At 64.7% G+C, this 23,547-nt stretch carries 26 protein-coding genes and 1 tRNA gene; 12 read left to right on the top strand and 15 right to left on the bottom strand.

Annotated elements, in window-relative coordinates; all coding sequences use genetic code 11:
• From VGH54_RS28815 to VGH54_RS28790, 6 genes are all read left to right on the top strand, one after another.
• Entirely contained in the window at positions 1-207 is a 207-nt protein-coding gene (locus tag VGH54_RS28815) for a ferredoxin (RefSeq protein ID WP_331515582.1), read from the top strand.
• Positions 208-209: 2 nt separating this feature from the next.
• Complete coding sequence (locus tag VGH54_RS28810) at positions 210-755, top strand: nuclear transport factor 2 family protein (protein ID WP_331515581.1); 546 nt, start codon at positions 210-212, stop codon at positions 753-755.
• 118 nt (positions 756-873) lie between these two features.
• Entirely contained in the window at positions 874-2,001 is a 1,128-nt protein-coding gene (locus VGH54_RS28805; protein WP_331515580.1) for an NDMA-dependent alcohol dehydrogenase, read from the top strand.
• A gap of 5 nt (positions 2,002-2,006) precedes the next feature.
• Positions 2,007-2,432 (top strand): ketosteroid isomerase family protein, encoded by a 426-nt coding sequence (locus VGH54_RS28800; protein WP_331515579.1) that lies wholly within the window; start codon positions 2,007-2,009, stop codon positions 2,430-2,432.
• A gap of 5 nt (positions 2,433-2,437) precedes the next feature.
• Positions 2,438-3,307, top strand: coding sequence for an SDR family NAD(P)-dependent oxidoreductase (locus VGH54_RS28795; RefSeq protein WP_414688833.1), 870 nt, complete (start codon positions 2,438-2,440; stop codon positions 3,305-3,307).
• Positions 3,308-3,389: 82 nt separating this feature from the next.
• On the top strand, positions 3,390-3,800 hold the full coding sequence (locus VGH54_RS28790) for an HIT family protein (protein WP_331515577.1): 411 nt from the start codon (positions 3,390-3,392) through the stop codon (positions 3,798-3,800).
• Here the strand turns inward: VGH54_RS28790 and VGH54_RS28785 are convergent, their stop codons facing one another.
• Genes VGH54_RS28785 through VGH54_RS28775 form a run of 3 tightly spaced genes read right to left on the bottom strand, consistent with a single transcriptional unit; the run spans position 3,801 to position 6,667 of the window.
• Positions 3,801-4,490, bottom strand: coding sequence for a hypothetical protein (locus tag VGH54_RS28785; protein ID WP_331515576.1), 690 nt, complete (start codon positions 4,488-4,490; stop codon positions 3,801-3,803).
• A 17-nt stretch (positions 4,491-4,507) separates the two neighbouring features.
• Positions 4,508-5,944: a HAMP domain-containing sensor histidine kinase gene (locus VGH54_RS28780; RefSeq protein ID WP_331515574.1), complete on the bottom strand. Its 1,437-nt coding sequence runs from the start codon at positions 5,942-5,944 to the stop codon at positions 4,508-4,510.
• Between the two features lie 6 nt (positions 5,945-5,950).
• Positions 5,951-6,667, bottom strand: a complete 717-nt coding sequence (locus VGH54_RS28775; protein WP_331515573.1) for a response regulator transcription factor — start codon at positions 6,665-6,667, stop codon at positions 5,951-5,953.
• Between the two features lie 129 nt (positions 6,668-6,796).
• On the opposite strand from VGH54_RS28775, the gene VGH54_RS28770 reads away from it, so the two are divergent.
• Positions 6,797-7,540, top strand: coding sequence for a hypothetical protein (locus tag VGH54_RS28770; protein WP_331515572.1), 744 nt, complete (start codon positions 6,797-6,799; stop codon positions 7,538-7,540).
• Positions 7,541-7,624: 84 nt separating this feature from the next.
• Here the strand turns inward: VGH54_RS28770 and VGH54_RS28765 are convergent, their stop codons facing one another.
• Both VGH54_RS28765 and VGH54_RS28760 read right to left on the bottom strand, forming a co-directional pair.
• The gene (locus tag VGH54_RS28765; RefSeq protein WP_331515571.1) at positions 7,625-8,032 is read right to left on the bottom strand and encodes an HNH endonuclease; all 408 of its coding nucleotides are present in this window, start codon (positions 8,030-8,032) and stop codon (positions 7,625-7,627) included.
• 34 nt (positions 8,033-8,066) lie between these two features.
• Positions 8,067-8,142: transfer RNA gene (locus tag VGH54_RS28760), tRNA-Thr, on the bottom strand.
• 431 nt (positions 8,143-8,573) lie between these two features.
• Here VGH54_RS28760 and VGH54_RS28755 point away from each other — a divergent pair.
• Positions 8,574-8,777, top strand: coding sequence for a hypothetical protein (locus VGH54_RS28755; RefSeq protein ID WP_331515570.1), 204 nt, complete (start codon positions 8,574-8,576; stop codon positions 8,775-8,777).
• A gap of 32 nt (positions 8,778-8,809) precedes the next feature.
• Here the strand turns inward: VGH54_RS28755 and VGH54_RS28750 are convergent, their stop codons facing one another.
• The 3 genes from VGH54_RS28750 to VGH54_RS28740 form a co-directional block, all read right to left on the bottom strand.
• The gene (locus tag VGH54_RS28750) at positions 8,810-9,283 is read right to left on the bottom strand and encodes an LppA family lipoprotein (protein WP_331515569.1); all 474 of its coding nucleotides are present in this window, start codon (positions 9,281-9,283) and stop codon (positions 8,810-8,812) included.
• Positions 9,284-9,378: 95 nt separating this feature from the next.
• A complete protein-coding gene (locus tag VGH54_RS28745; protein ID WP_331515568.1) occupies positions 9,379-11,220 on the bottom strand; it encodes an alpha/beta hydrolase in 1,842 nt (613 codons plus the stop codon).
• Positions 11,217-11,411 carry a hypothetical protein gene (locus VGH54_RS28740; RefSeq protein ID WP_331515567.1) on the bottom strand — a complete coding sequence of 65 codons (195 nt, stop codon included), beginning with the start codon at positions 11,409-11,411 and terminating at the stop codon, positions 11,217-11,219. Before VGH54_RS28740 ends, VGH54_RS28745 begins: the two co-directional genes overlap by 4 nt.
• Before the next feature lie 23 nt (positions 11,412-11,434).
• Between VGH54_RS28740 and VGH54_RS28735 the strand changes: the two genes are divergently transcribed.
• Together VGH54_RS28735 and VGH54_RS28730 are read left to right on the top strand one after the other, a co-directional pair.
• Positions 11,435-12,397, top strand: coding sequence for an MBL fold metallo-hydrolase (locus VGH54_RS28735; RefSeq protein ID WP_331515566.1), 963 nt, complete (start codon positions 11,435-11,437; stop codon positions 12,395-12,397).
• Positions 12,398-12,627: 230 nt separating this feature from the next.
• Complete coding sequence (locus tag VGH54_RS28730) at positions 12,628-14,172, top strand: LCP family protein (protein WP_331515594.1); 1,545 nt, start codon at positions 12,628-12,630, stop codon at positions 14,170-14,172.
• A 1-nt stretch (position 14,173) separates the two neighbouring features.
• Here VGH54_RS28730 and VGH54_RS28725 read toward each other — a convergent pair whose 3' ends face one another.
• Genes VGH54_RS28725 through VGH54_RS28710 form a run of 4 tightly spaced genes read right to left on the bottom strand, consistent with a single transcriptional unit; the run spans position 14,174 to position 18,295 of the window.
• Positions 14,174-15,040: an alpha/beta fold hydrolase gene (locus VGH54_RS28725; protein ID WP_331515565.1), complete on the bottom strand. Its 867-nt coding sequence runs from the start codon at positions 15,038-15,040 to the stop codon at positions 14,174-14,176.
• Positions 15,037-15,828: an SDR family NAD(P)-dependent oxidoreductase gene (locus VGH54_RS28720; RefSeq protein WP_331515564.1), complete on the bottom strand. Its 792-nt coding sequence runs from the start codon at positions 15,826-15,828 to the stop codon at positions 15,037-15,039. Before VGH54_RS28720 ends, VGH54_RS28725 begins: the two co-directional genes overlap by 4 nt.
• A gap of 18 nt (positions 15,829-15,846) precedes the next feature.
• On the bottom strand, positions 15,847-16,623 hold the full coding sequence (locus VGH54_RS28715) for an SDR family oxidoreductase (protein ID WP_331515563.1): 777 nt from the start codon (positions 16,621-16,623) through the stop codon (positions 15,847-15,849).
• Positions 16,613-18,295: an FAD-binding protein gene (locus VGH54_RS28710; RefSeq protein ID WP_331515562.1), complete on the bottom strand. Its 1,683-nt coding sequence runs from the start codon at positions 18,293-18,295 to the stop codon at positions 16,613-16,615. Before VGH54_RS28710 ends, VGH54_RS28715 begins: the two co-directional genes overlap by 11 nt.
• Positions 18,296-18,395: 100 nt before the next feature.
• On the opposite strand from VGH54_RS28710, the gene VGH54_RS28705 reads away from it, so the two are divergent.
• Positions 18,396-20,015 (top strand): NAD(P)/FAD-dependent oxidoreductase, encoded by a 1,620-nt coding sequence (locus tag VGH54_RS28705; RefSeq protein WP_331515561.1) that lies wholly within the window; start codon positions 18,396-18,398, stop codon positions 20,013-20,015.
• Positions 20,016-20,116: 101 nt separating this feature from the next.
• Entirely contained in the window at positions 20,117-20,734 is a 618-nt protein-coding gene (locus tag VGH54_RS28700) for a PadR family transcriptional regulator (RefSeq protein ID WP_331515593.1), read from the top strand.
• Here VGH54_RS28700 and VGH54_RS28695 read toward each other — a convergent pair.
• The 3 genes from VGH54_RS28695 to VGH54_RS28685 all read right to left on the bottom strand — a co-directional run.
• Positions 20,731-22,005, bottom strand: a complete 1,275-nt coding sequence (locus VGH54_RS28695) for an amidohydrolase family protein (protein WP_331515560.1) — start codon at positions 22,003-22,005, stop codon at positions 20,731-20,733. The two genes, VGH54_RS28700 and VGH54_RS28695, sit on opposite strands and share 4 nt — an antisense overlap.
• Before the next feature lie 156 nt (positions 22,006-22,161).
• On the bottom strand, positions 22,162-22,995 hold the full coding sequence (locus VGH54_RS28690) for an IclR family transcriptional regulator (RefSeq protein WP_331515559.1): 834 nt from the start codon (positions 22,993-22,995) through the stop codon (positions 22,162-22,164).
• A gap of 119 nt (positions 22,996-23,114) precedes the next feature.
• Positions 23,115-23,547, bottom strand: a 433-nt coding sequence (locus VGH54_RS28685) for an FAD-binding protein (protein ID WP_331515558.1), incomplete at its 5' end; no start/stop codon positions are given.

Below are 23,547 nucleotides of genomic sequence, written 5' to 3'. Positions count from 1 at the left end.
ATGGGATACCGGGTCGGAGTCGACTTGGATTTATGCCAGGGCCATGCGATGTGCGAGCTGGAGGCACCCGACTACTTCCGGGTGCCCAAGCGGGGCAAGGTCGAGATCATCGACGCCGAACCACCAGACGACGCCCGCGAGGAGATCGACCGGGCAGTCGAAATGTGCCCCACCCAAGCCCTATTCATCCAAGAGAAAGATAACTGACAATGGCGTCACACTCCCGCGAAAAGCTCGAGGCATGGGTCGACCGCTGGCTGCAGGCCAACAAGGACTGCGAAAAGGCGGGCGACTGGCGACCGCTGGGAGACTTCTATGCTCCCGAGGCTACCTACGGCTGGAACATCGGTCCCAAAGAAGACGTGATGTGCGTCGGGGTCGACGAGATCCGCGACGTCGCGCTGGGCCTGGAGATGGAAGGCCTGGAGAACTGGGTGTACGAGTACCAGAAGGTCCTGATCGACGACAAGCAGGGCGAAATCGTCGGCTTCTGGAAGCAGATCGTCAACAAATCCGACGGCACCCAGGACGAGATCTACGGCATCGGCGGCAGCTGGTTTCGCCTCAACGACGACGCGCTCATCGAGTGGCAGCGCGACTTCTTCGACTTCGGCCACGTCGCGAAGATGTTCGGGAACCTGATCGAATCCGGCGACCTCAGCGACGGGATGCAGAACCGCATCGCGCGCAGCGTGGCCGGTGAGAAACCGCCCGGCTACTACCCACTGGGACAGGCTCCGGTCCCCATCTGGTGATCAGATCCGGCTCCCCTGGTGACCCGGATCACCCGCTGACCTACACTCAACCAAGCGGTTGCTTGCGTGGAGCTCGGGCCGTGCTAAACCGACGTTCAATGACGAAAGCAGGTTCAGGGTGAAGACCAAAGGCGCGCTGATCTGGGAGTTCAACCAGCCGTGGTCGATCGAGGAAATCGAGATCGGCGATCCCCAGAAGGACGAAGTCAAGATCCAGATGGAAGCGGCCGGCATGTGCCACTCCGACCATCACCTGGTGACCGGCGGCATTCCGATGGGCGGTTTCCCGGTTCTCGGCGGTCACGAGGGCGCCGGCATCGTCACCGAAGTCGGCCCGGGCGTCGAGGACATCGCACCAGGCGACCATGTGGTGCTCTCGTTCATCCCGTCCTGCGGCCACTGCCCGACCTGTCAGGCCGGCATGCGCAATCTGTGTGACCTGGGCGCCGGGCTGCTCAACGGCGCGGCGGTGTCCGACGGCACGTTCCGGATTCAGGCCCGCGGCAAGGACGTCTTTCCGATGACGTTGCTGGGGACGTTCTCGCCATACATGGTGGTGCACAAGAGTTCGGTCGTGAAGATCGACCCGTCGGTGCCGTTTGAGGTCGCCGCCCTGGTCGGCTGCGGCGTCACCACCGGCTATGGTTCGGCGGTTCGCACTGCCGACATCCGCCCGGGTCAGGACGTGGCGATCGTCGGTGTCGGCGGGGTCGGCATGGCAGCGCTGCAAGGAGCCGTCACCGCCGGCGCGCGCTACATCTTCGCGATCGATCCGGTCGAATGGAAGCGCGACCAGGCCCTCAAGTTCGGTGCGACGCACGTCTACCCCGACATCTTCGCCGCAATGGGCGGAATGATGGAAGTGACCTACGGCCTGATGGCCCACAAGGTGATCGTCACTGTCGGCGAGCTGCACGGCGCCGACGTCGACAACTACCTGATCCTTACCCAGAAGGGCGGAACCTGCGTGCTGACCGCTATCGGCAGCCTGGTGGACAACAACGTCACCCTGAACCTCGCGATGCTGACCCTGATGCAAAAGAACTTGCAGGGCACCATCTTCGGTGGCGGTAACCCGCAGTACGACATCCCCCAGCTGCTGTCGATGTACAAAGCCGGCAAGCTCAACCTCGACGACATGATCACCCGCCAGTACAAGCTGGAGCAGATCAACGACGGCTACCAGGACATGTTGGACGGCAAGAACATTCGCGGCGTCATCCGCTACACGGACGCCGACCGGTAAACGTCATGTCGGCCGAAACCGCTGAAAAGTCCCCCGCGCTGGCCGCTTCCCAGTCGTCATGGCGCTGCGTCCAGGCCCACGATCGGGAGGGCTGGTTGGCCTTGATGTCCGACGACGTTGTGGTCGAAGATCCGATCGGCAAGTCCGTCACCAACCCCGACGGCACCGGCGTGCAGGGCAAGGACGGCGTCGCCGAGTTCTACGACACCAACATCGCCGCCAACCAGTTGCAGATCACCTGCGAGGAGACGTTTCCGTCCAGCGACGCATGCGAGGTCGCGCATATCCTGGTGCTGCGCAGCAAGTTTGATAATGGAGTCACCAGCAGCGTGCGGGGCGTGTTCACCTACCGCGTCAACGACGCCGGGTTGATCGCAAACATGCGCGGCTATTGGAACCTCGACATGATGACCTTCGGCAACGAGGAGTGACCTCACTGCTCGCCGGCCGCGGCGCGGTCGTGGTTGGCGGGTCACGGGGCGTCGGCGCGGCTGTCGCGGCATTGCTGGCGCAGCACGGCGCCGGTGTGGTGGTCAATGGCCGAGACGCCGACGCCGCCAACTCCACCGCGGAAGGCATCACTGCCGCCGGCGGGCGTGCCGTCGCCTATCCCGGCTCGCCGTCGGATCAGCAGATCGCAGAATCGTTGGTGGACAGGTGCATTGACGAGTTCGGCGGCATCCACGTCCTGATCAACTGCGCCGGCATCGCCGAACCGCCGGGCTCGTCCATCCTCGATATCAGCTCGGCGCAGTTCGCTGAGTTGCTCGACGCGCATCTGGGCACGGTGTTCGCGACCTGTCGTGCCGCCGCACCCAAGATGGTCGCGCAGGGCGGCGGCAGCATCGTCAACAGCAGCTCGTTCGCGTTCCTCGGCGATTACGGCGGCACCGGCTATCCGGCCGGCAAGGGCGCGGTCAACAGCCTCACTCTGGCGATCGCCGCCGAACTGAAAGAGCATGGTGTACGGGCGAATGTCGTCTGCCCCGGCGCCAAGACGCGGCTGTCCACCGGGCCGGACTACGTCGGCCACATCACCGAGCTGCACCGGCGAGGACTGCTCGACGACGCCTCTATGCGGGGTTCACTGGATGTCGCGGGACCGCACTACGCCGCGCCGACCTATGTCTATCTGGCCAGCGATCTCGCCAAACACCTCACCGGCGAAATCTTCGCTGCCTCAGGCGGTTTCGTCGGCAGGTTCCCGAAGGCGACGCCGGACCTGATCGGCTACCGCGACCATCATGATGCACCGCCGTGGGCGGTGGACGAGATTTCCGCGCTACTCGACGGCGGCGCCGCGTAGGCGTTCGCAGCACAACATATGCTGAAGCGATGGCCCGCCTCGGCGACGATGCGGAGCGAAGCGACGAGGAGGAGCGGCGCCAGTGGGCACTATCTTCACCAAGATCATCAACGGCGAACTGCCGGGCCGGTTCGTCTACTCCGACGACGAGGTCGTCGCCTTCTTGACCATCGAGCCGATGACCCAGGGACACACGCTGGTGGTGCCGCGCGCCGAGATCGATCAATGGCAGAACATCGACCCGGCGGTGTTCGGCCGGATCATGTCCGTCGCCCAGTTAGTCGGTAAAGCTGTCACGAAGGCATTCGAGGCTGACCGGGCCGGGGTGATCATCGCCGGGCTCGAGGTGCCGCACCTGCACGTCCACGTATTCCCGGCGAAAAGCCTGAGCGATTTTGGCTTCGCCAACGTCGACCACAACCCGTCAGCGGAATCTCTCGACGAGGCGCAGGCGAAAATCAAAGCGGCGCTTGCCGAGTTGAGCGACGGCTGATCAACCTCGTTCCCGATAACTGTGCTGAGTCCTGAATAGCGTGGGAAACGACTTGTGCGCCGATCTAGCCCACTCGTCCATCGTGTCGACGTTGATCCCGAACGTCGACTTGTACGAAGCGGCCAATAGGACGAAGACGGCCGCATACACAACCGACATCGCGCAGGCGAGCTGTTGCCAGTCGTGGTTGACAAAGATCGGCACCACGATACTTGCGATTGTCAGAGCCAGCACGATGGCGAGGAACCCACCGTACGTGATGATCGAGGCCGCAGCGATCGCATATCTCTTATCTTTCAACAGTATTGGGATCTCATTGACTAACCGTCCACTGGTATGGCCGAGCCACAGTCTGGTCGGATACGTGATGCTGGGAATGTGATCCAGCAGCTTCTGCTCGAGTAGGACGATCGCCTGATTGTGCGCGTATATCCGACTGTTCAACTGCGAATGCCAGGCGATGACCAGCCACGCAGGCACCGGGACCACCGGAATCAGAGCGTGCGGGACAGTGTCCGGTCTGGTCGCCCATACGGCACCCACCACGGTGGAATAGGCCACCAGGATGCTGACCAGCTGCAGAGCATGTCCGAGGATGCTTTGTACCTCGGACCGTTCGGCCTCGAACAACGCGGCGATCGCAGGAACGGAGTCCTCAGCGCCGAGTGGTTCGTTGTCGGGAGCAGCCATCGTCGGGAGCCTACTGTTTACCTGGTTGACCCTGCTCGTGCGGGCACCTCGGCGATACGCGGCAGGCTGACGTAGAAGCGGCACCCTTGCCCGGGCGCCGTGGTCACGTTCACGGTTCCGCCGTGGGCGTGGACCAGTGAGTCCACGATCGACAACCCCAGGCCGCTACCGCCACTGCTACGCGCGCGCGACGAGTCGGTGCGATAGAACCGCTCGAATACCCGCAGAGCATCTTCGCGACTCATGCCGGGACCTTCGTCGACGACCTCCAAAATCGCGTCTTCAGCGCTGGTGCCGACCCGCACGATAATGTCCGCGGTTTCCGGGGTGTGCTGCAGGGCGTTGGTCATCAGGTTGCCGAGAACCTGACGCAGCCGGGCCTCGTCGCCAAGCACCTCGGGAGTACCGGGACCGTCCACCACCTCGACGGTGATCGTTCGATTGGGCGACACCGCCCGCGCGTCGTGTACGGCATCAGTGGCCAGCGTCAGCAGATCCACCAGTTTGCGCTCGATCGGGCGTTGGGCGTCAAGGCGTGCCAGCAGCAGCAGGTCGTCGATGAGCAGACCCATCCGGCGGGACTCGCTCTCGATCCGCGACATAACCATCTCCATGTCGCGTGCGGCGCCCTGTCGGTACAACTCGGCGAAGCCGCGCATGGTGGTCAACGGTGTGCGCAGTTCGTGGCTGGCGTCGGTGATGAAGCGACGCATCCGGTTCTCGGAGATGAGTGCCTTTTGCGCTGACGCTTCCGATGACGCCAGCGCCTGCTGAATCTGCGCAAGCATGCCGTTGAGCGCCACGGAAAGCCGGCCGACCTCGGTTCGCGAATCACGTTGGGGGATACGGCGATCCAGCTGACCGCCGGCAATTGCGGCGGCGGTCTGCTCGACCTCCGTCAATGGTCGCAGACTTTGCTTTACCACCCACGACCCGGCCAGGCCGAGGACCAGCAGGACGGCCACCCCGATGCCGAGTTGCAGCCAGGCCAGCGAACGGACCGTGTGCTGGATCTCGGACAGGTCATAGCCGACGGTGACCAGTCGATTGGGACCGCGCACCGACACCACTCGCCATTGCACACCGGATTTGTCGACCGATCCGACAGTCGTCGGCTCCGGCCCGACATCGTTGTTGGCCGGCAAGACGGGTTCGGCATGCCGGTCGTTGATGATGGTCCGGCCCTTGCCGTCCGAGGTCAGGCTGCGCACATAGAAATTCGACGGCGGCCGGTCAAGGTTGGCCCCGTGTGGCACCTTCAGCGCGCCCTTCGGGGCCTGCGCCCAGCCACGTGATGCCTCCTCCAGCGTCTGGTCGGCCCGCTGGATCAGGTGCTGGCGCAGGATCGAGGTCACCGCGATGCCCGAGGCTGTCAGGCCGCACGCGACCAGCAGCAGGGTCGCGGCAACGAGCGCAACGCGCAGCGGCAGTTCGATCCGAAAATGGCGCGGCATCGGCGGTTAGCGAGGCTCCCGCAGCACATAGCCGACTCCACGCAGCGTATGAAGTAGACGTATCTCACCGGTGTCGATCTTGCGACGCAGATAGGACACATAGGACTCGACGACGTTGACATCGCCGCCAAAGTCGTAGCGCCACACGTGGTCCAGGATCTTCGGCTTGCTCAACACGGTGCCGGCGTTGATCACGAAATAGCGCAGCAGGGTGAACTCGGTTGGCGACAACGAGACTGGCTCGCCGGCCTTCCACACTTCGTGGGTGTCCTCGTCGATTTCGATATCGGCGAAGGTCAGTCGTGCCTTGTTATTCTCGGTGATGCCTTTTCCGGTGCGGCGCAAGATGACTCGCAACCGGGCGACGACCTCTTCTAGGCTGAACGGCTTGGTGACGTAGTCGTCGCCGCCGAGGGTCAGCCCGGCGATCTTGTCCTGCAACGAATCACGGGCGGTAAGGAACAGCGCGGGCGCGTCGATGCCGTCGGCGCGCAGGCGGCGCAGCACCCCGAAACCGTCCATACCGGGCATCATCACGTCGAGGATCACCGCGTCCGGCTTGACTTCGCGGGCCAGATCGAGCGCCGATGCGCCATTGGTGGCGGTGTGGACTTCGAAGCCCTGAAATTTGAGGCTGACCGACAGCAGTTCGACAATGTTGTCTTCGTCGTCGATGACGAGAACCCGTGCCTCTGGTGCTGCTTGTTGCATTGCTGCTGACATGGAGTCAATTCCCTCGCACTTAGCTAAAAGAACCCTGCAAGCTGGCTGTGCTGGGCCTGAGAGTTCGGTGCTGGGCCATATCCCGGCCAATGACCACGGGATATGGCCCAGCCTGAATAGACTCGAGGGATGAATCTCGGCAAGAGCCTGGTGAGCCTCGCCACCGCGCCGGTGCGAGTCGGACTCGCCGCCGCCGATGCGGGTGTGGGCCTTGCGACGTCCGCGCTTGGGATGGCACACCGAACGCTGGGCGAGACCGGCACGACGAGCGGATCCAACGCGGTCGCGCACATGCTGGGCATCGACGATGCGATGAACCGGGCCAACCGGCTGGCCCGGTTATTAGACGAGGACGCGCCGCTCGGGCGCGCCATTGCCACTGACGGGCCGGTCGATCGGCTGCTGCGTCCGGGTGGGGTCGTCGACATGCTCACCGCGGAGGGCGGCCTGCTCGACCGGCTGACCGCCGAGGGTGGCGGGCTCGAGCGCGCGCTGAAGCCCGGCGGGCTGGTGGACCAACTGACCGCCGACGACGGGCTGATCGAGCGAGTGCTCTCCGAAGATGGGCTGGCGGATCGGCTGCTTTCCGAAGGTGGTCTGATCGACAAGCTGACCGCCCGTAACGGGCCGCTCGAGCAGCTGGCCGACGTCGCCGACACCTTGAGCCGGCTCGCACCCGGGATGGAGGCGCTGGAGCCGGCCATCGCGACGCTGCAGGACGCGGTCATGTCGCTGACCATGGTGGTCAACCCGCTGAGCAGCATCGCCGAGCGGATTCCGCTGCCCGGCCGCCGGCCGTCACGGCGCTCGCCGACGCGGACGGTGCGGTCTCAGCGGATCATCGACCACGAGAGCTCGGAGCACGACGACTAAGCAGTTAGGCTGTCACCGGTCAAAGTCGGCCTCCTTAGCTCAGTGGTAGAGCACTCGCCTTGGTAAGCGAGCGGAGCTGCAGCGTCAATAGGACTGGCCATGCGCGTATCGCTGTCGCCGGTAGTAGCGACCGCTGCCGCGATTCCTCGCCTTATACGTCGGCAGCCGGCTGTCACAGTTGGGACAAATGAGCCGCAGATTCGCACGACGATTATTGCTTGCGTCTCCATCGATGTGGTCGACGATCAGCACCAGGGTCACGCCATTCCACTGGTCCTCGATGCCGCAGATCGCGCAGCAACCGCGCTGTTCCTCACAGAGGTAGTCCCGGACGTAGTGGCCTTGGTACGACGTGCCACCACAGACTCCCGTGTCGAGCCAGGCCTCCAAGAGCAAGCGTCGGCGGTGTGATTGTTGGCATGCATTGCTGCAGAACACTTTTAGCCGACCGCCTAAGAATTCGACTCCGCACCCGAGACAACTGATTGACATATAAGGTGACGCTATCCCTTAGTGCCGACAGGAATGGAGCCGCGTGAGAGACTCGAACTCTCGCCATTCGCCTTACAAGGGCGACGCTCTACCAACTGAGCTAACGCGGCCGGGGCCGGCTCGATGAGCCATGGCGATTCTACGACGGGGTGATGTCGTCGGTGCTACGCGCCGACTGAAACCGGCGGGGGTGCGAGCCGGCGCCGTCGGTATGATCCTGTCCGGAGCAGTCGCGGAGGGAGCGCTTGGTGAGCGGGCGGTCGTCAGTTCAATCCTGACAGGGGGCTCTGTATGAAGGAGTGCTCATGATCTATCGCCGTGTCGTGTGGGCGCTCGCCGCTGCGTTGGCGGCGGCCGTCGTACCGGTCCCGGCTCATGCCGATCCATCGGTGCCGCCGGGTCAACCGGTGAAATGTTTGACCAACACCCCCAAAAAGCAGGTCCTGGTTCCCTGCGATCTGCTCAACGCCGGAGCCAACTTTCCGCCGGGATACCGTTGCCCTCCGCCGCTCGAGCAGTACCCGAAAGATGTGGCCGACTGGTGTGGCGAAGGGCCAGGCCTTGGAGCCACGCCCCCGGGCGCTGCACCTCCGACGAGTCCGACCAGTCCGACGACTCCAACGAGTCCCACGACCCCGACAACTCCAACGAGTCCGACGCACCCGACAACTCCAACGACCCCGACAATTCCAACGAGTTCGACAAGCCCCACGAGTCCAACGACCTCGACGAGTCCAGGCAGTAGATCGTCAGGTCAATCCTGACAGGCGGCTCCAATCATTTTTTGTCGCGAGGCAGCCGGCAGCCGGTGTATCCGGAAACGACGAGATTGCCGTGGTATCCAACTTTGATGAATAAGCCGGTTGGACCGTAGAAGCCGACGTCGTGGTTCCCGGGTTGGTTCTTCATGACCTGCATCTCGGTGGCGTCGAGCTTGGCGGCCGCGTCTTTGGCGGCAGCCTGGATTTTCGCCCAATTCGATTCGGAGACATCAACGTTCGCTGCGACTTCGTTCGGCAGGAAGTATCGCTTCCCGTCGGTTTGTTCATAAGGTCGCTCGCAATTGTCGCCCGAGCCCTCTTGGGGTGTTTCCCAGCTGATGGTGGGGATGAGTTGGCTGGCCGCGGCGGTGATCTGGGTGATCGCGGCTTGAAGCTGCGTTTGGGTGTCTTCGAACGAAGGCAAGGATTTGAGCGTTTCGACCGCCTTAGCAGCAACGGTGGGCGAGGTCGGTTCGTAGGGTTGGCTCACGTGGCATCCTCCTGCGGCTAGTGCGATGGCGACGACAGCGCCGGCGGACAACACGCGGGGCCGCCGGCTCGGCGGGTGTGGCATCGGCTTGTCCTTCATTTCTGGGGCACCGCTTGACCGCCGAGTCCGGCGAGGACGGCGGCGATGTTGTAGTTGGTGGTCCTGAGTCCTCCGCCGTCCGGGAAGCGCGGGTAGTCGCTGTGGCCGTGCGCCCCTTCGAGATTCAGCGTGCCGCCGTGCCCGTCGGGTACGACGGAGGGCGCGGTGGCCAGGTGGGTGAAGTTTGGATTGGTGGCAGGGTTCGGCCCGAACTGGCCGGCGCCGGAGGCGTCGGCGCCGGCCAACGCGCCTTCGGCGAGGACGTTGAACGGTGGCGGCAGCGCCGGCGCGACGGCGTGCGCGATGGGAGGGCCGTCGTAGACCACCTGGATCGGGTCGTCGGGGGTTTCCATGGTGAACACGTGGCCGGGCTGCAGGTGCAGCTGCTGGGGCGTGGAGGCTTCGATACCGGGGGAGCCGTAGAACAGCGCGCGCGATACACCGTGATCGCCGGGCTCTTGGAGCGCCAGCCCGGTGGTCAGCGAGCCGTAGGAGTGCCCGATTGCGGTCAGATCAGCCGGCCCGCCTTGGTGAGCGGCTTGTATTCCGTCGTAAAAGCCGGCCAGGTCGTGGGCGCCTGCGCGGGCGATGTCGTCGTGGCTGACTCCCCACCCGCCGGCCAGCGATGCGCCAGGCTGGTCGAATCCGGGCACCTGCGGGGGGTCATACCCGATCCACGCGATGGCGGACACGCCGTCGTGCTCGTGGCCGGGGGTGAGGCTGAGCTGCCGCAGGGCCTCTGTTCTGGCGTTGGTGGCTTCCGAGGCCATGCCTTCGATGGCGCCGTGGACGGTGGTGTTGAGGCCCGGCACGCTCACCGATACATGCGTGGCCTTGTCGGGATCACCGACGGCGATGGCGGCGCGGGCTTGCTTGCCGGATTGGGTGTCGAGCAGCATGAGCCTGCGATCAGGGCTGGCTTGGACGGCCCTATTGACGGCTTGCAAATCGGGCAGGTACTTGGATTGGTCACGGGCAGCGTCGTATTGGCGTTGCCAGGCCTCATAGGCGAGGCGGTCATCGAAGATCGCGCCCGGCTCATTCGGTGACGGGATGTTCTTACCCTGCGCCCAATCCGGATGTTGCGCCGCGAGGGCGTCGGCGCGCGCGGCGGCAGCTGTGGCGCTGTTGAGCTGGTCGGCGAGGTTAAGCCGGTTGTAGTGATCGCGGTCGCCGGTGGCCATGCCGTTGTCGTTGCCGATGTTGTGGTTTTGGCTGTACAGCCAGTCTTTTTCCTCGGGTGTGAGTTTGTCCCACAGGTCGTGAAGTTGTTTCGGGTCGGTCGGCAGTGGCTGTGAGAGCGCGTTCTGGATCTCGGGGCGATTGTCGTGCGGGCCCGGCGGAGTTGCCGAATCGCCATCGGCCATGTTGATCGCTGCGGCCAACTCGGCATCGACCGCGCTGGCTTCGGCCAAAATCTTGTCTAGCCGTGGCTGCAACTGTATTTCCGCGATGAGCGCCTCCATCGGCGGACCGTTGAACGAGGAACTCGGCACCACCTTGTTGCTTAACGGGTCGATCGTCATGTGCAACGCGGTGGCGTCGCCGCGTAACGCCCGCAATTCGGATTGGACGTGCTCGATGTCATCGGCAGCCTTGCCGGCCGCCTTGGCGACGGCAATGGACTCGTTGCCGTGGGCGTCGAGGTCCTGGCGGATGGCGGCATTGGAATGTTTCCTCGCCTCGGCGGCGGCACCCTCCCAGGTGTCGAAGACCGCCAAACTGCTCAATTGTCGTGATGCCTCGAGCGTGGCATTCCCGCGGGCGCCGGCGGCATGGAACACCTCGCGCACCGACTCGGCGCTCCACCGATCGATATCAGCCACGGTCAAAGTCACGGGTAAATCCTGTTGCCGGGGAGGATGATCGCCTGGAACTGTTGGGCATGTTCGCTCTCCATCGCGGCAAAGTCGATCCCGTCCTGGTTGAGCACTATCGCATTATCGCCCACTCGCGCCGCCAACCGGCGTGATGTCTCCAGCCAGGTCGCCGTCCTGACCTGCAGCGCAACATCTGCTTTACAGATCATCGACCCTTTCTAACGATGCGCCAGTGACTAGCGTCCTTGACGCCCAAGCACTCTCGACGATCATGGGCCGACGGGTCACGTCGGTGTCGGTGATCGACGCGGATCCCGGCAACGTCTACTTCCGCAACGGCGAGGCCGGATTGCTCGACTGCAGGGGTTCGACGCGGAGTGGCCGCACTGACCGATCTGGAGACCGTCGCTGCACTGAAACAGTCCATGCCGTCGTAGATTCTCTGATCATGCGGATGACGGTTCTCGGCAGCGGTGGATGGATTCCCACCAGCGCCCGTCAGACGAGTTGCTATCTGGTTACCTCGGGAACGGAGGCGTTGGTACTCGACGCCGGAACCGGTTTCGGCGCATTGCATATCGACGCGTCCCTTCTCGACGGCGTGGAGACAGTGATCTTGGCGCTCAGCCACTTTCACCTCGATCATGTGACCGGCCTCGGGTTCGTCACCGCGCGTGCGCTGGGCGGCCGGGAACTCACGATCGCCGGGCCGGGTTCGATGGCGTACGGCCGGCCCACCCGCTCGATCGTGGAAGATCAGCTTCTCGCGTCCCCGTTCCAGACGACGTCGCCGCTGGTATCGGCGCGCTGGGCGGAGCTGGGCTGGGACACGTTGAGCTTCGCCGGCCACGAAATCCAGACGTGGGAGCAGACCCGCCACCCGTTGCCGTCGGCCGGCTTCCGCGTCGGGGACCGTCTCGCCTATTGCACCGACACCGAGTTCGATCCAGAGACCATCCGACAAGTGGCGGGCGTGACGACGTTGCTGCACGAAGCGTGGGAACCCACCCACCCCGAGCGCGGCCATACCTCCGGCGTGGAGGTTGGCACCATCGCCGTCGAAGCCGGTGTGTCACGCCTGCTGATCACCCACAACCATCCTCTGCCGGGGGTGCCCGAGTGCACGGCTGCAGCGGCCCAGACCCGCTTCGGCAACGCAGTATCGGCCCGCGACGGGGACATTCTGGAGCTTTAGCGGCACGATTTGGCCACAATCGGCGGTCCGGCCTTACGTCACGCGGACAGGTATCGCCGCAGGTAGGCGCCATTTCTTCGGCTATGTCAAATCTGGATGGTTAGCGGGCTCACAATACGATCCTCAGCAAGCTGCCGCATACTAGACCACAAGTATCAATAATTGCCCGCGCACGTATTCATCCTGGCTCAGGCGCGGACCCGAATAAAGCCGAGATTGTGGTGGGAGACCTGCAACGATCCAGCGCTAAGCATCGCCATCGGGCGGCGTCGATCAAAACACGACGCCGCGGGTTGGCGCATGCCACCTGGACGCTGGTGGCGGTGGCCGCCCTGCTGGCTACCGGATCGGGCTACTGGATGGCGCACGGCGTGCTGAGCGGAATCACCGTCTCGCAGGCGCTGAGCTCTCAAGATCCGAAGTCCAGCGGCGGCGGGATGAACATCCTGCTGATCGGACTCGACTCCCGGAAAGACCAGAACGGCGACGACCTGCCCTGGAGTCTGCTGAAGCATCTGCATGCCGGCGACTCCGATGACGGCGGCTACAACACGAACACCTTGATCCTGGCCCACGTCGGCGCGGACGACCGGGTATCCGCGTTCTCCATCCCGCGCGACGACTGGGTGTCGTTCAACGGCGTGCCCGGCTATAACCACATCAAGATCAAAGAGGCCTACGGGCTCACCAAGCAGTACGTCGAGCAGAAAATGATCGACAAGGGTGTGGGCGATCAGAAAGAGCTGGAGACCAAGGGCCGCGAAGCCGCCCGTGCCGCGACGTTGAAGGCAGTGCGGAAGCTGACCGGGGTGCCGATCGATTACTTCGCCGAGGTCAATCTGGCCGGTTTCTACGACTTGGCCAAGAGCCTCGGTGGCGTCGACGTCTGCCTGAAGCACGCTGTCTACGACGACTACTCCGGCGCCAATTTCCCGGCGGGGCCCCAGACGTTGGATGCCGAGCAGGCGCTGGCGTTCGTGCGGCAGCGCCACGGCCTGGAGAACGGCGACCTGGACCGCACGCACCGCCAGCAGGCCTTCCTCTCGTCGGCGATGCACCAACTTCAGGACGCGGGCACCTTCACCAATCTCGGCAAGTTGAAGGGCCTAATGGCGGTGGCACGCAAGGACGTGGTGTTGTCGTCGGGCTGGGACGAGGACATGTTCCGCAAGATGGGCGCGCTGGCCGGTGGTTCCATCGAATACCGGACGCTGCCCGTGGTGCGCTACGACAACATCAACGGTCAAGACGTCAACATCGTCGACCCCGCGGCGATCCAGGCCGAGGTGTCCGCCGCCTTCGGGCCGTCGTCGGTATCCACGGCCACGACCACCGCGGGCACACCCAACCCGTCGACGGTCGTCGACGTGGTAAACGCCAGCAGCGTCGGCGGTCTGGCCACCAAGGTCGCACGCACGCTGAAGCACGACGGCTACACCACCGGCGCGATCCGCGACCGGGTTCGCGGTGAACCCAGCTCCACCACAATCGAATACGCGCCGGGCGCCGATGCCGACGCACACGAAGTGGCGAGCCTGCTGGGCATCGACGCACCCGACAAACCGAATCGCACCCTGCAGTTCGGGCACATTGAGGTCGTCGTCGACGACAACTTCTCGGTACCCGCCCAGGACGAATCCTCTACTGAATCCACCACGCCGTCAACGATTTACGGCAATTACGGGTGGAAGTCCGGCACGACCACGGATACCACTGAGCCGACGCCCGACCGGGGTGCACCGATCGGCGGCGGTGGCGTGCCCTGCGTCAACTGATCTACTGCCGCAGCAGGAACGCGAGCACAGCGCTCTCGAACGCTTCTTTCGCCTCGATCATCGTCCAGTGGCCGCAGTTGGGGAACACGTGCAACTCGGCATTGGGGATGGTGCGCATCGGGAGCAGCGCCATATCCAGTGGACTGACGCGGTCGTCGCGGCCCCAGGTGATCAGCGTCGGTGCCTGTACCCGGTGCATGATCGCCCACGGTTGCGGGCCTTTGGACGACTCCATGGCCTTCATCATCTGAGTGAACGCTTCCTTGCTGTACATCCGCCGCGCGCCGGCCAACGTCGCCGGATCGGTGGCGTGGTTCCAGCGTTCCTCGATGAGTTCCTCGGTCACGGTCGCCGGGTCGTAGACCATCGAATGCAACCACCGGATCAGTCGCTCGCGGCTGGGGTCCTCGGTGAACTCTTGTAGCAGCCGGATACCTTCCGCGGGAGCGGGAGTCAGGATGTTGCGGCCGATACCGCCAATGGTCACCAGCCGGCGGACCCTTTCGGGGTGGGCGATCGCGTAATTGATTCCAACGCTGCCACCCATCGAGTTGCCCACGATGTCAACGATTTTCAGGCCGAGGGCGTCGACGAAGCGCACCACCGCGTCCAGTGCGGTGATCATCGGGTGGCCGCCGAAATCGTCACTGACACCGAAGCCGGGAAACTCCAGAACCAGACAGTGGAAGAACTCGGCGAACGTGCCAAGTACACCACGGAAGTTCCGCCATCCCGTCACACCCGGACCGGATCCGTGTAACAGCAACAACGGCGGACCGTCGGTGGGTCCGGCTTCGTGGTAGCGCAGAACGCCGGCATCGGTGGTGATTTCACGAAGCGTGCTTTCGTAAGTGAAATCAGTTGTCACGCGTGTGTTCCGCCGTCGATGCGGATCTCGGTGCCGGTGATGAACGCTCCGTCGTCGGAGACCAGCATCGCGATCACCCCGGCCACCGCCGACGGGGCAGCCATGCCGGCGCCGCTGGATTCCTCCGTGGTGGGCATGATCGGCATCAACCTGGTGAACAACCCCCAATCCGCATCTTGCGGAATGTATCCCCCTGTGGCGTCGGTGATTCCAGATTTGATGCTTCCCGGTGCCACACACACCGCGCGCAGTCCCTTGCTTGCGTATTCGAGTGCCAGCGCATGGGTGAAGGACTGAACCCCGCCCTTGCTGGCCGCGTAGGCAGCCATGTAGGGATGGGCGAACGACGCTGACGTCGAGCTGAAATTGACGATGGCGCTGCGGGAATTCTGCAACAGCGCCGGCAGCGTCTCGCGAACCACCAGGAAGGTTCCGGTCAGGTTGACCCCGATGATCTGATTCCACAGATCCAGACCCATCTGCTCGGTGTGCACGGCCCGCAGGATCCCGGCCGCGTTCACCACCGAATCCAGGCCGCCCAGGGTGTCGACCGCCGAGCGCACACCATCGATCACCGAACGCTCGTCGCCGATGTTCATCTCGAGCGTGGTCAGCCGCTCGCCGGCGCCGGCCTCTTGGGCCCGGGCGCGGGTGTTGTCCAGCCCGTCAGCGGCGACGTCGGCCGCGACGACGGTGGCGCCTTCGTCCAGCAGTCGCAGCGCGGTCGCCTGACCGATGCCCGATGCCGCACCGGTCACCAGGATCCGATTGCCTGCTAGTCGCTTCATGTGTGCTCCTGTCTGATGTTACTGGCCCATAACGTATTTCAGAGTCGGCCCCGCGGTCCACCCGCCGTCGACGGCGATCTCCGCGCCGTTCACGTAGGCGGCGTCGTCCGACAGCAGATACCCGACCGCGCCGGCGATCTCCTCGGGCACAGCGATACGGCCCATCGGGAGATTGGGGTAGTTGCCCTCACCTACCTGGACGCCGACATTGGCGGTCATCGGGGTGGCGGCCATGCCGGGGTGCACCGAGTTGACCCGGATTCGTTCGGGGCCGAGCTCGACGGCGGCGATCTTCGACAGTCCACGCACTCCCCACTTCGAGGCCCCGTAGCCCGCGGTGAACGCCAAACCGAACAGCCCCGCCGCGGACGAGATGTTGACGATCGACCCGCCTCCCACCGAACGCATCGGCTTGATCACCGCCTGCAGACCGTTGAACACTCCGACCAGGTTGATTTCCAAGACCATTCGGAAGTGTGCGAGGGGTTCGTGTTCGAGGAACTGTCCGGTCGACACCCCGGCGTTGTTGACCAGACCGTTGAGCGAGCCGAACTCGTCGAGGGTGAACTGGACTGCGGCCGACCACTGCTCCGGATCGGTGACGTCGAGGTGGGTGTACCGCGCCTGCGGCCCGAGTTCCCCGACCAGTTGGCTGCCCTCGTCGTCGAGCAGGTCGGCGAGCACCGCACTGCCGCCGCGGGCGAGGATGTGCCGCGCGAACGCCGCGCCGAGCCCGCCGGCGCCACCGCTGATCAGCACGACTTTTCCGGCCAACTGGCCTGAATTATTCTGCATCGCAATCGCTTTCTGCCGCGTGCCGGGCGCCGATGAATCCAAACACCATCGCGGGCCCGATCGTGGCACCGGCACCGGCGTAGTCGTTACCCATCACTGCGGCCGAGGTGTTGCCGGTGGCGTAGAGCCCGGCGATGACGCTGCCGTCGGCCCGCAACACCTGGCCGTTCGCGTTGTAGACCAGACCGCCTTTGGTGCCCAGGTCGCCGGCCTGGATGCGCGCCGCGTAGTACGGCGCGCTGTCGATGACGTCCATCGTCGGGTGCGGCAGCGACGGGTCGCCGTAGTAGTTGTCGTAGGCACTGTCGCCCCGGCCGAAATCGCCGTCTTTTCCGTCGCGCGCGAATCCGTTGAATCTGTTGATGGTTTCGCGCAGCGAAGATGGCGGCACGCCGACCGACGCGGCCAGCGCGTCGAGTGTGCCCGCACGATGCATCAGCCCCGACGAGAACCAGTCGTCGGGGAACTTCTGGCCTGGCATCACGCCGCCGAATTGATAGCGGTTCTTGGCTTTCCGGTCGAAGACGAACCAGATCGGATCATGGCCGCCGGCGAGCTGCTGGTGCACGAACGTGACGTACGGCGCCGCCTCGTTGACGAAGCGCCGGCCGGTCTGGTTGACGATGAGAGAGCGGGGAATCGAGCGCTCGGAGACCAGCACGCTCATCACGCCGTCTGGCCGCTTGAACGCAGGCATCCACCAGGCGTCGTCCATCAAATCGATTGCGCCGCCGACGGCCTGGCCCGCAGTGATGCCGTCGCCGGTGTTGTCGGGCGAGCCCGCACTGTAGTTGTCTTTGCCGCCGTCCCGAAGGAAATGTTTTCGCATCTCAACGTTGTGCTCGAAACCCCCGGCAGCCAGCAGGACCCCCTTGCGCGCCAGGATGCGGATCACGGAGCCGGCGCGCTGGGCTCGTATGCCGATAACGGCACCGGCCTCGTCGGTGATCAGCGACTGCAGCGGCGTATTCAGCCACAGCGGGATGCCCGCCTCCTTGGCGGCGAGCCGGAGGCGCCCGATCAGAGCTCGACCCAGGGTGTCCATATGTCGCTGCAGCACAATGCTTTTGACGGCTCTACCGACGGTGTGCAGTGCCGCGCGGCGGCCCGACCAGGTGCGCATCACCATGTTCAGCCGGGCGAATTCTTTTGAGGTGACGAATAATCCGCCGGGGGTGGCCAGCGCGGCGGGACGCAGCCACTGCTCGTCGTCCCCCAGTTTCTTCAGGTCGAAGGGCAACGGTTCGATGGTGCGTCCGCGGGCGCGTCCGCCGGGCTGCTCCGGGTGGTAGTCCGAATACCCGGTGCACCATTGGAACCGCAGATGCGGGCTGGTGCGCTCGAGAAACTCCATGGTCCGCGGTCCGTTATCGATGAAAGCGTCGATGTTGGCCGCGGGCGCCCGGTCACCCACAACCGCATCGAGGTAGCGGCGCACGTCGTCGCGGGAATCGGCCAAGCCTTCTCGCTTGAGGGTCGGGTTGTTGGGAATCCAGATGTTCCCACCGGAGAGCGCCGTGCTGCCGCCGTACACGCCGGCTTTTTCGATGACGAGGGTGTCCATGCCGCTGGCCTTCGCGGTCAGCGCCGCGGTGAGACCTCCGCAGCCACTACCGACGACCACAAAGTCGACCTGGTGATTCCAGGCTTCGCCCTGGTCTGCGGCCGGCATGCGATCAGGCAACCACACCGGTTGTCGCTTCGGGGCGGCAATTCCCGCACAGCGGGAGGAACGGCGCCCCGGCCGGCGTTGACCCCGTACCGTCGGCGGCATGACCCGAGACGTCGACGTGGTGGTGGTAGGGGCAGGCTTTGCCGGCCTGTACGCGCTACACCGGCTGCGCAGTGACGGCTTGACCGTCCGGGTGCTCGAGGCCGCGGAGGGCGTCGGCGGAGTCTGGTACTGGAACCGCTACCCGGGCGCGCGGTGCGATGTCGAAAGCGTGGACTACTCGTACTCCTTTGACGACCAGCTTCAGCAGGACTGGAACTGGAGCGAGAAGTACGCCACCCAACCGGAAATCCTTCGCTACCTGAACCACGTCACCGACCGATTCAACCTGCGGTCCGACATCACATTCGGCACCCGCGTGACCGATGCGATCCTCGACGAAGACACATTGCGTTGGGAAATCCGTACCGACACAGGAGAAGTAGTGTCCGCGCGTTTTTTTGTCCTGGCCGTTGGGCCGTTGTCGAACGCGAACATCCCCGCCATCGAGGGAATGGAGTCGTTCGGCGGCGAGGTCTACCACACCGCGCACTGGCCACATCACGGCATCGATTTCACCGGTCAACGAGTGGGCGTCATCGGCACGGGATCGTCAGGAATTCAGGCGATTCCGTGTATCGCGCAGCAGGCAAACCAAATGTATGTGTTTCAGCGCAGCCCCAACTACAGCGTTCCCGCGGGAAACGTTCCGCTCGATGACGACGTGCGCCGCGCGCAGAAGGCCGGCTATCCGGAACGTCGCCGACTGTCGATGGCCAGCGGAGGTGGTTCACCGCATCAACCGCATCCACTGTCAGCGCTCGACGTGTCCGAGCAGGAACGTCGAGAAGCCTACGAAAAGCGGTGGCAGCTCGGCGGGGTGCTGTTCAGCAAGACCTTTCCCGACCAGATGACCGACGAAGGATCCAACGCCACCGCCCGAGTCTTCTGGGAAGAGAAGATTCGCGCGGTCGTCGACGATCCGCAGGTCGCCGACTGGCTGATCCCGACCGACCATCCCATCGGGACGAAGCGAATCTGTACCGACGACAACTACTTCCAGACGTTCAACCGCGAGAACGTCGCGCTGGTGAACTTGCGGGAGACGCCGATCGTGCGGATGGACTCAGGCGGGGTGGCGACCTCGGCCGCTTACTACGGCCTGGATGCGCTGGTGCTGGCGACCGGCTTCGACGCGATGACCGGATCGGTGGGCAAGCTGAACATTGTCGGGCGTGGTCGCGAAACCCTGAACGCCGCGTGGGCGTCCGGCCCGGTCACCTACCTCGGACTGGGTGTTCCCGGCTTCCCGAACGTGTTCAACATCAGCGGCCCGGGCAGCCCATCGGTCTTGGCCAACATGGCGTTGCATTCCGAGTTGCACGTCGACTGGATCGCCGACGCGATCGGCTACCTCGGCGCACACGGAGCCATCGCCTTGGAAGCCACCCGATCGGCGGCCGCCGACTGGACCGACGAATGCACCCAACGGGCCGCGGAGGGCCTTATGCTGCGCGCGAATTCGTGGTATCTGGGCGCGAATGTCGCCGGCAAGCCGCGGGTGTTCATGCCGTTCGTCGGTGGCTTCGGCGGCTACGGTCAGATCATCGCGGATATCGCCGCGGCGGGATACAAGGGATTCGACCTCGTCTCCGGTCGCTCCAGCACACCGTCCCGCTGAGTGGTCAGCAACCGTTTCGGCCCTGCGATCATTGCTAACCTTCCCAAGTGGGGACCAGCGCATTACCGAACCTTCCGCCGACGAGTTGGGCCGTATTGGGCATGCTCGCCTTCGGCGAAGAGGTATCCGGCTACGACATCAAGAAGTGGGCGGACTGGAGCGTCGGCTACTTCTACTGGAGCCCCTCGTTCAGCCAGATCTATTCGGAGCTCAAGCGGCTGGAGTCGCACGGCTACGCCACATCACGGGTTCAGCATGACGGCGGGCCGCGTGGTCGACGTACCTACAAGATCACCGAAGCTGGCCGGGACGCGGTCAGCAAGTGGGCGATCGAAGCTCCTATCGACCCACCGATGCTCAAACACGGTGTGCTATTGCGGGTTTGGCTTGGCCATCTGAACGAGCCAGACAGGCTCAAGGAGATTCTGCAAGAACACATCGCGCACGTCGACACCATGCGGCAGCGGGTGGCGATTGACGCCGAAGCTGCGGCCGAAGAGCCGGCCTGGGCCTACCCGCGGATCGCCATGCAGTGGTCGGAGCGGTATTTCGCGGCCGAGCGCGAGCTCGCGCTACAGCTGATCAAAGACATCGACGAGGCCGACGCGGCATTCAGGAAGGGCCGGGAGGAATCGAACGGCGCCTTCCCTACGCCGCGTCCTGGCCACTGGCGTGAAGTCGAAAAGCGGGTACAGACAGCGGATCCCGACCGGCCCTAACTGCGGGCCGGCGCCAGACGCTTGAGCGCCAGCCCTCCCTCGAAGGGCCGGTAGCCGAACGCCGCGGGAGCCCGGTAACCGGTGTCGCCGAGTGGTGTGCGCACCTCGTCGACGGTCGGTCCGACCTTGGCCGCGATCGGCGCCAGCGCGTCAAGGTCGAACCGGTACAGCTGACCGGCATTGCCACCCAGGATTTTTCGGCACGCATCTTCCGGCTGATCATGCAGTGCCCAGCGGATGGCCAGCTTCGAGTGGGGTGTGAAGCCCTCTTCGTGCGGATAATCGCTGCCCCACATGATGTGCTCGGGGCCCATGAAATCGATCATCCCGGAGTCGAATGGGGCCAATTCGCTGGCCAGATAGCAGTTCCGCTGGACGTATTGGCTCGGCGTCATGGTCAACTCGTCGACTGAGGATCCGCCGAACATTCCATAGGTGCGGTTGCCGGCTTCGGACTTCATCGTGGGCACCATCGCGTCGAGGATGCCGAGTTGCCCGGGCACCCACAGCGTGCCCTGTTCGGTCGGCACGAACCGCAGCGTCGGGTACCGCTCGAACACCCCGGCCAGGATCAGGTGTCCGAGGGTGCGATTGGCCCACAGCGCCATCTCGGTGACCAACACCGCGTTGGAGGCCGGCTGGTCCATCGGCATCTCTGGGCTACCGGCTCCCGCATGCTGCACAACCGTCAGGTCCAGCTCCGCACACAGCGCCCAGATCGGTTCATAGCGGGTGTGGAAGAGCGGAGCGACGTGCGGATCGCCGGGCGAGACCGGCGGCACCAGCACTCCTCCGAAGCAGCCATGTTCCGCGCCCCAACGGATTTCGTCCAGCGCCAGATCGATGTCGTTGGGGAAGATTTGAATCAGCCCGCGGCGACGGGCCGGGGCAAGTGAACAGAAGTCGACCTGCCACCGGTTGTGAGCCTGCACTCCTGCCCAGCGCTTCTCGAACTCGTCGCGGGTGCGGGGCAGGCTGATGGTGATGTTGGGAGTGGTCGGAAAGAACGGCGGAACGGTGTTGGGCAGCAGTACCTCGGCGGCCACCCCGTCGGCGTCCATATCGGCAATTCGGAGATCGCTGTCCCAGTTCCGGCTCGCGGTCGCGATGATCAGGTCATCGAACGGGCTGACGTAGGTCTTGGCCCATGCGTCGAACTCATCGTGCAACCCCGCGGGCAGGTACGGCTTGTAGTCGCCGATGTCAGCCCCGGCATGGGTGTCCGTCGAGATGACGACGTACCGATCGATCGTGTCCCAGCTTGCGGCCATGGTGTCCTCCGTTGTGCGTATCAAGTTCCAGCGTCCTCGGTCGACCCGAGCCGCGGCAACCCCTCATTCCGATGAGCGGGACAGCGGCGCGGAACCATCGGCCCAGGTCTGCTCCCGCGCCCGCGTGCAGATCCTTGGCGAGCTCGGCGTCGAGGCTCACGCGTACTGCAAGGTCCGGACGGGTGCGGAGTGCAGGGGTCGGGGCCGCTGCAGGATCGGCTGCACGCGGATGGCACCGCCGTCGTCGTAGTTGCGCCAAATGCCCAGGGCGGTGGTCCGCACCGGTCCGGCCAGCCGGTGATCGAAGACCATCCGGTCCAGCGGACCACATACCGACACGGCGGCGATCGGGTCGCCGGGGTCGCCGATCGGCGCGGCGACGCAACCGAATCCGGCGACCGATTCGGCTCGCTCGTAGGCGAAGCCGCGGGCCCGTATCGCGGCCAGCTCGTCGATCAGCTGGCGGCGGGTGGAGATCGAGTACCGGGTCTTGCGGGGAAGCAAGTCGACGTCGAAGTCGTCGAGCTTGTCGGGATCGGAGTATGCCAACAGCGCCTTGCCGACCGCGGTGCAGTGCGCGGGCTGACGGCCACCGACGCGGGTGGGAATCGCGGCGCCGAGCCCGCCGGCGATCTTCTCCAGGTAGACCACGTCGGAACCCTCGAGCACGGCGAGGTGCACCACCAGACCGGTGGCCCGGTGCAGCTCGTGCAGGAATGGCTGCGCGGCGCTGTGCAGCCGGTCCTGATGCACCGCGAGAGATCCCAACTCGACCAGTCGCATGCCCAACTCATAATCGCGTCCGTGGCGGCGCAGCCAGCGCAATTGCACCAGCCGTTCAAGCATCCGATGCGCCGAGGAGCGCGGCAGCCCGGTGCGCCGGACGACCTGAGCCAGCGAGAGCCGGCCGGGTCCGTCGAACGCGTCCAGGACCAGTGAAATGCGATCAATGACGGCGCTCGGAGTACAGGCGTCGGCCTGGCTGGTCATGGTTCCTCCCGACGTCCGATATTCCTATTAGGTATATGCCTATTCATAGCACAGTGTGGTGCCCATCACAAGACGCGAAAAGGGGACACGCAAGCGCGTGTCCCTGGAGGCGATGTCCGCTAGGAGTTCGCGGCGGCGCGGCCGGCCCGGCGGCCGTAGAAGCTGCCGTCACCCAACGAGATGCCGCTGGCGTATCCCCAGGCGGCGAGGCCGGCGGTGGCCCGCCCGGCCGCGAACAAACCGGGGATCGGCTCGCCGCTGACGTTGAGCACCTCGGCGGACAGCGACGTGTGCAGGCCACCAAGGGTGAACCCGCCGGTGTTGCCGCGCAGGTCGATGGCGCCCACCGGGGTGCCGATCGGGCGCAGCCATTGCGGCTTCTTGTGCAGTAGCGGATCCTCACCGCGCGCGGCGCCGTCGTTGTAGGCCGCGACGGTGGTTTGCAGCGAGCCGGTCGGCAGACCCATCTCGGCTTCCAGCTCGGCCACGCTCTCGCAGACCCAAGTCGGCGGCCGCAGCAGAAAGGGCGTCGCCGACCGAGACGCCATGGCT

The organism is Mycobacterium sp., assembly GCF_036488105.1.
Lineage (GTDB): Bacteria > Actinomycetota > Actinomycetes > Mycobacteriales > Mycobacteriaceae > Mycobacterium.
Note: the sequence above shows the minus strand (reverse complement) of the source record. Positions and strands in the feature narration are given on the sequence as shown.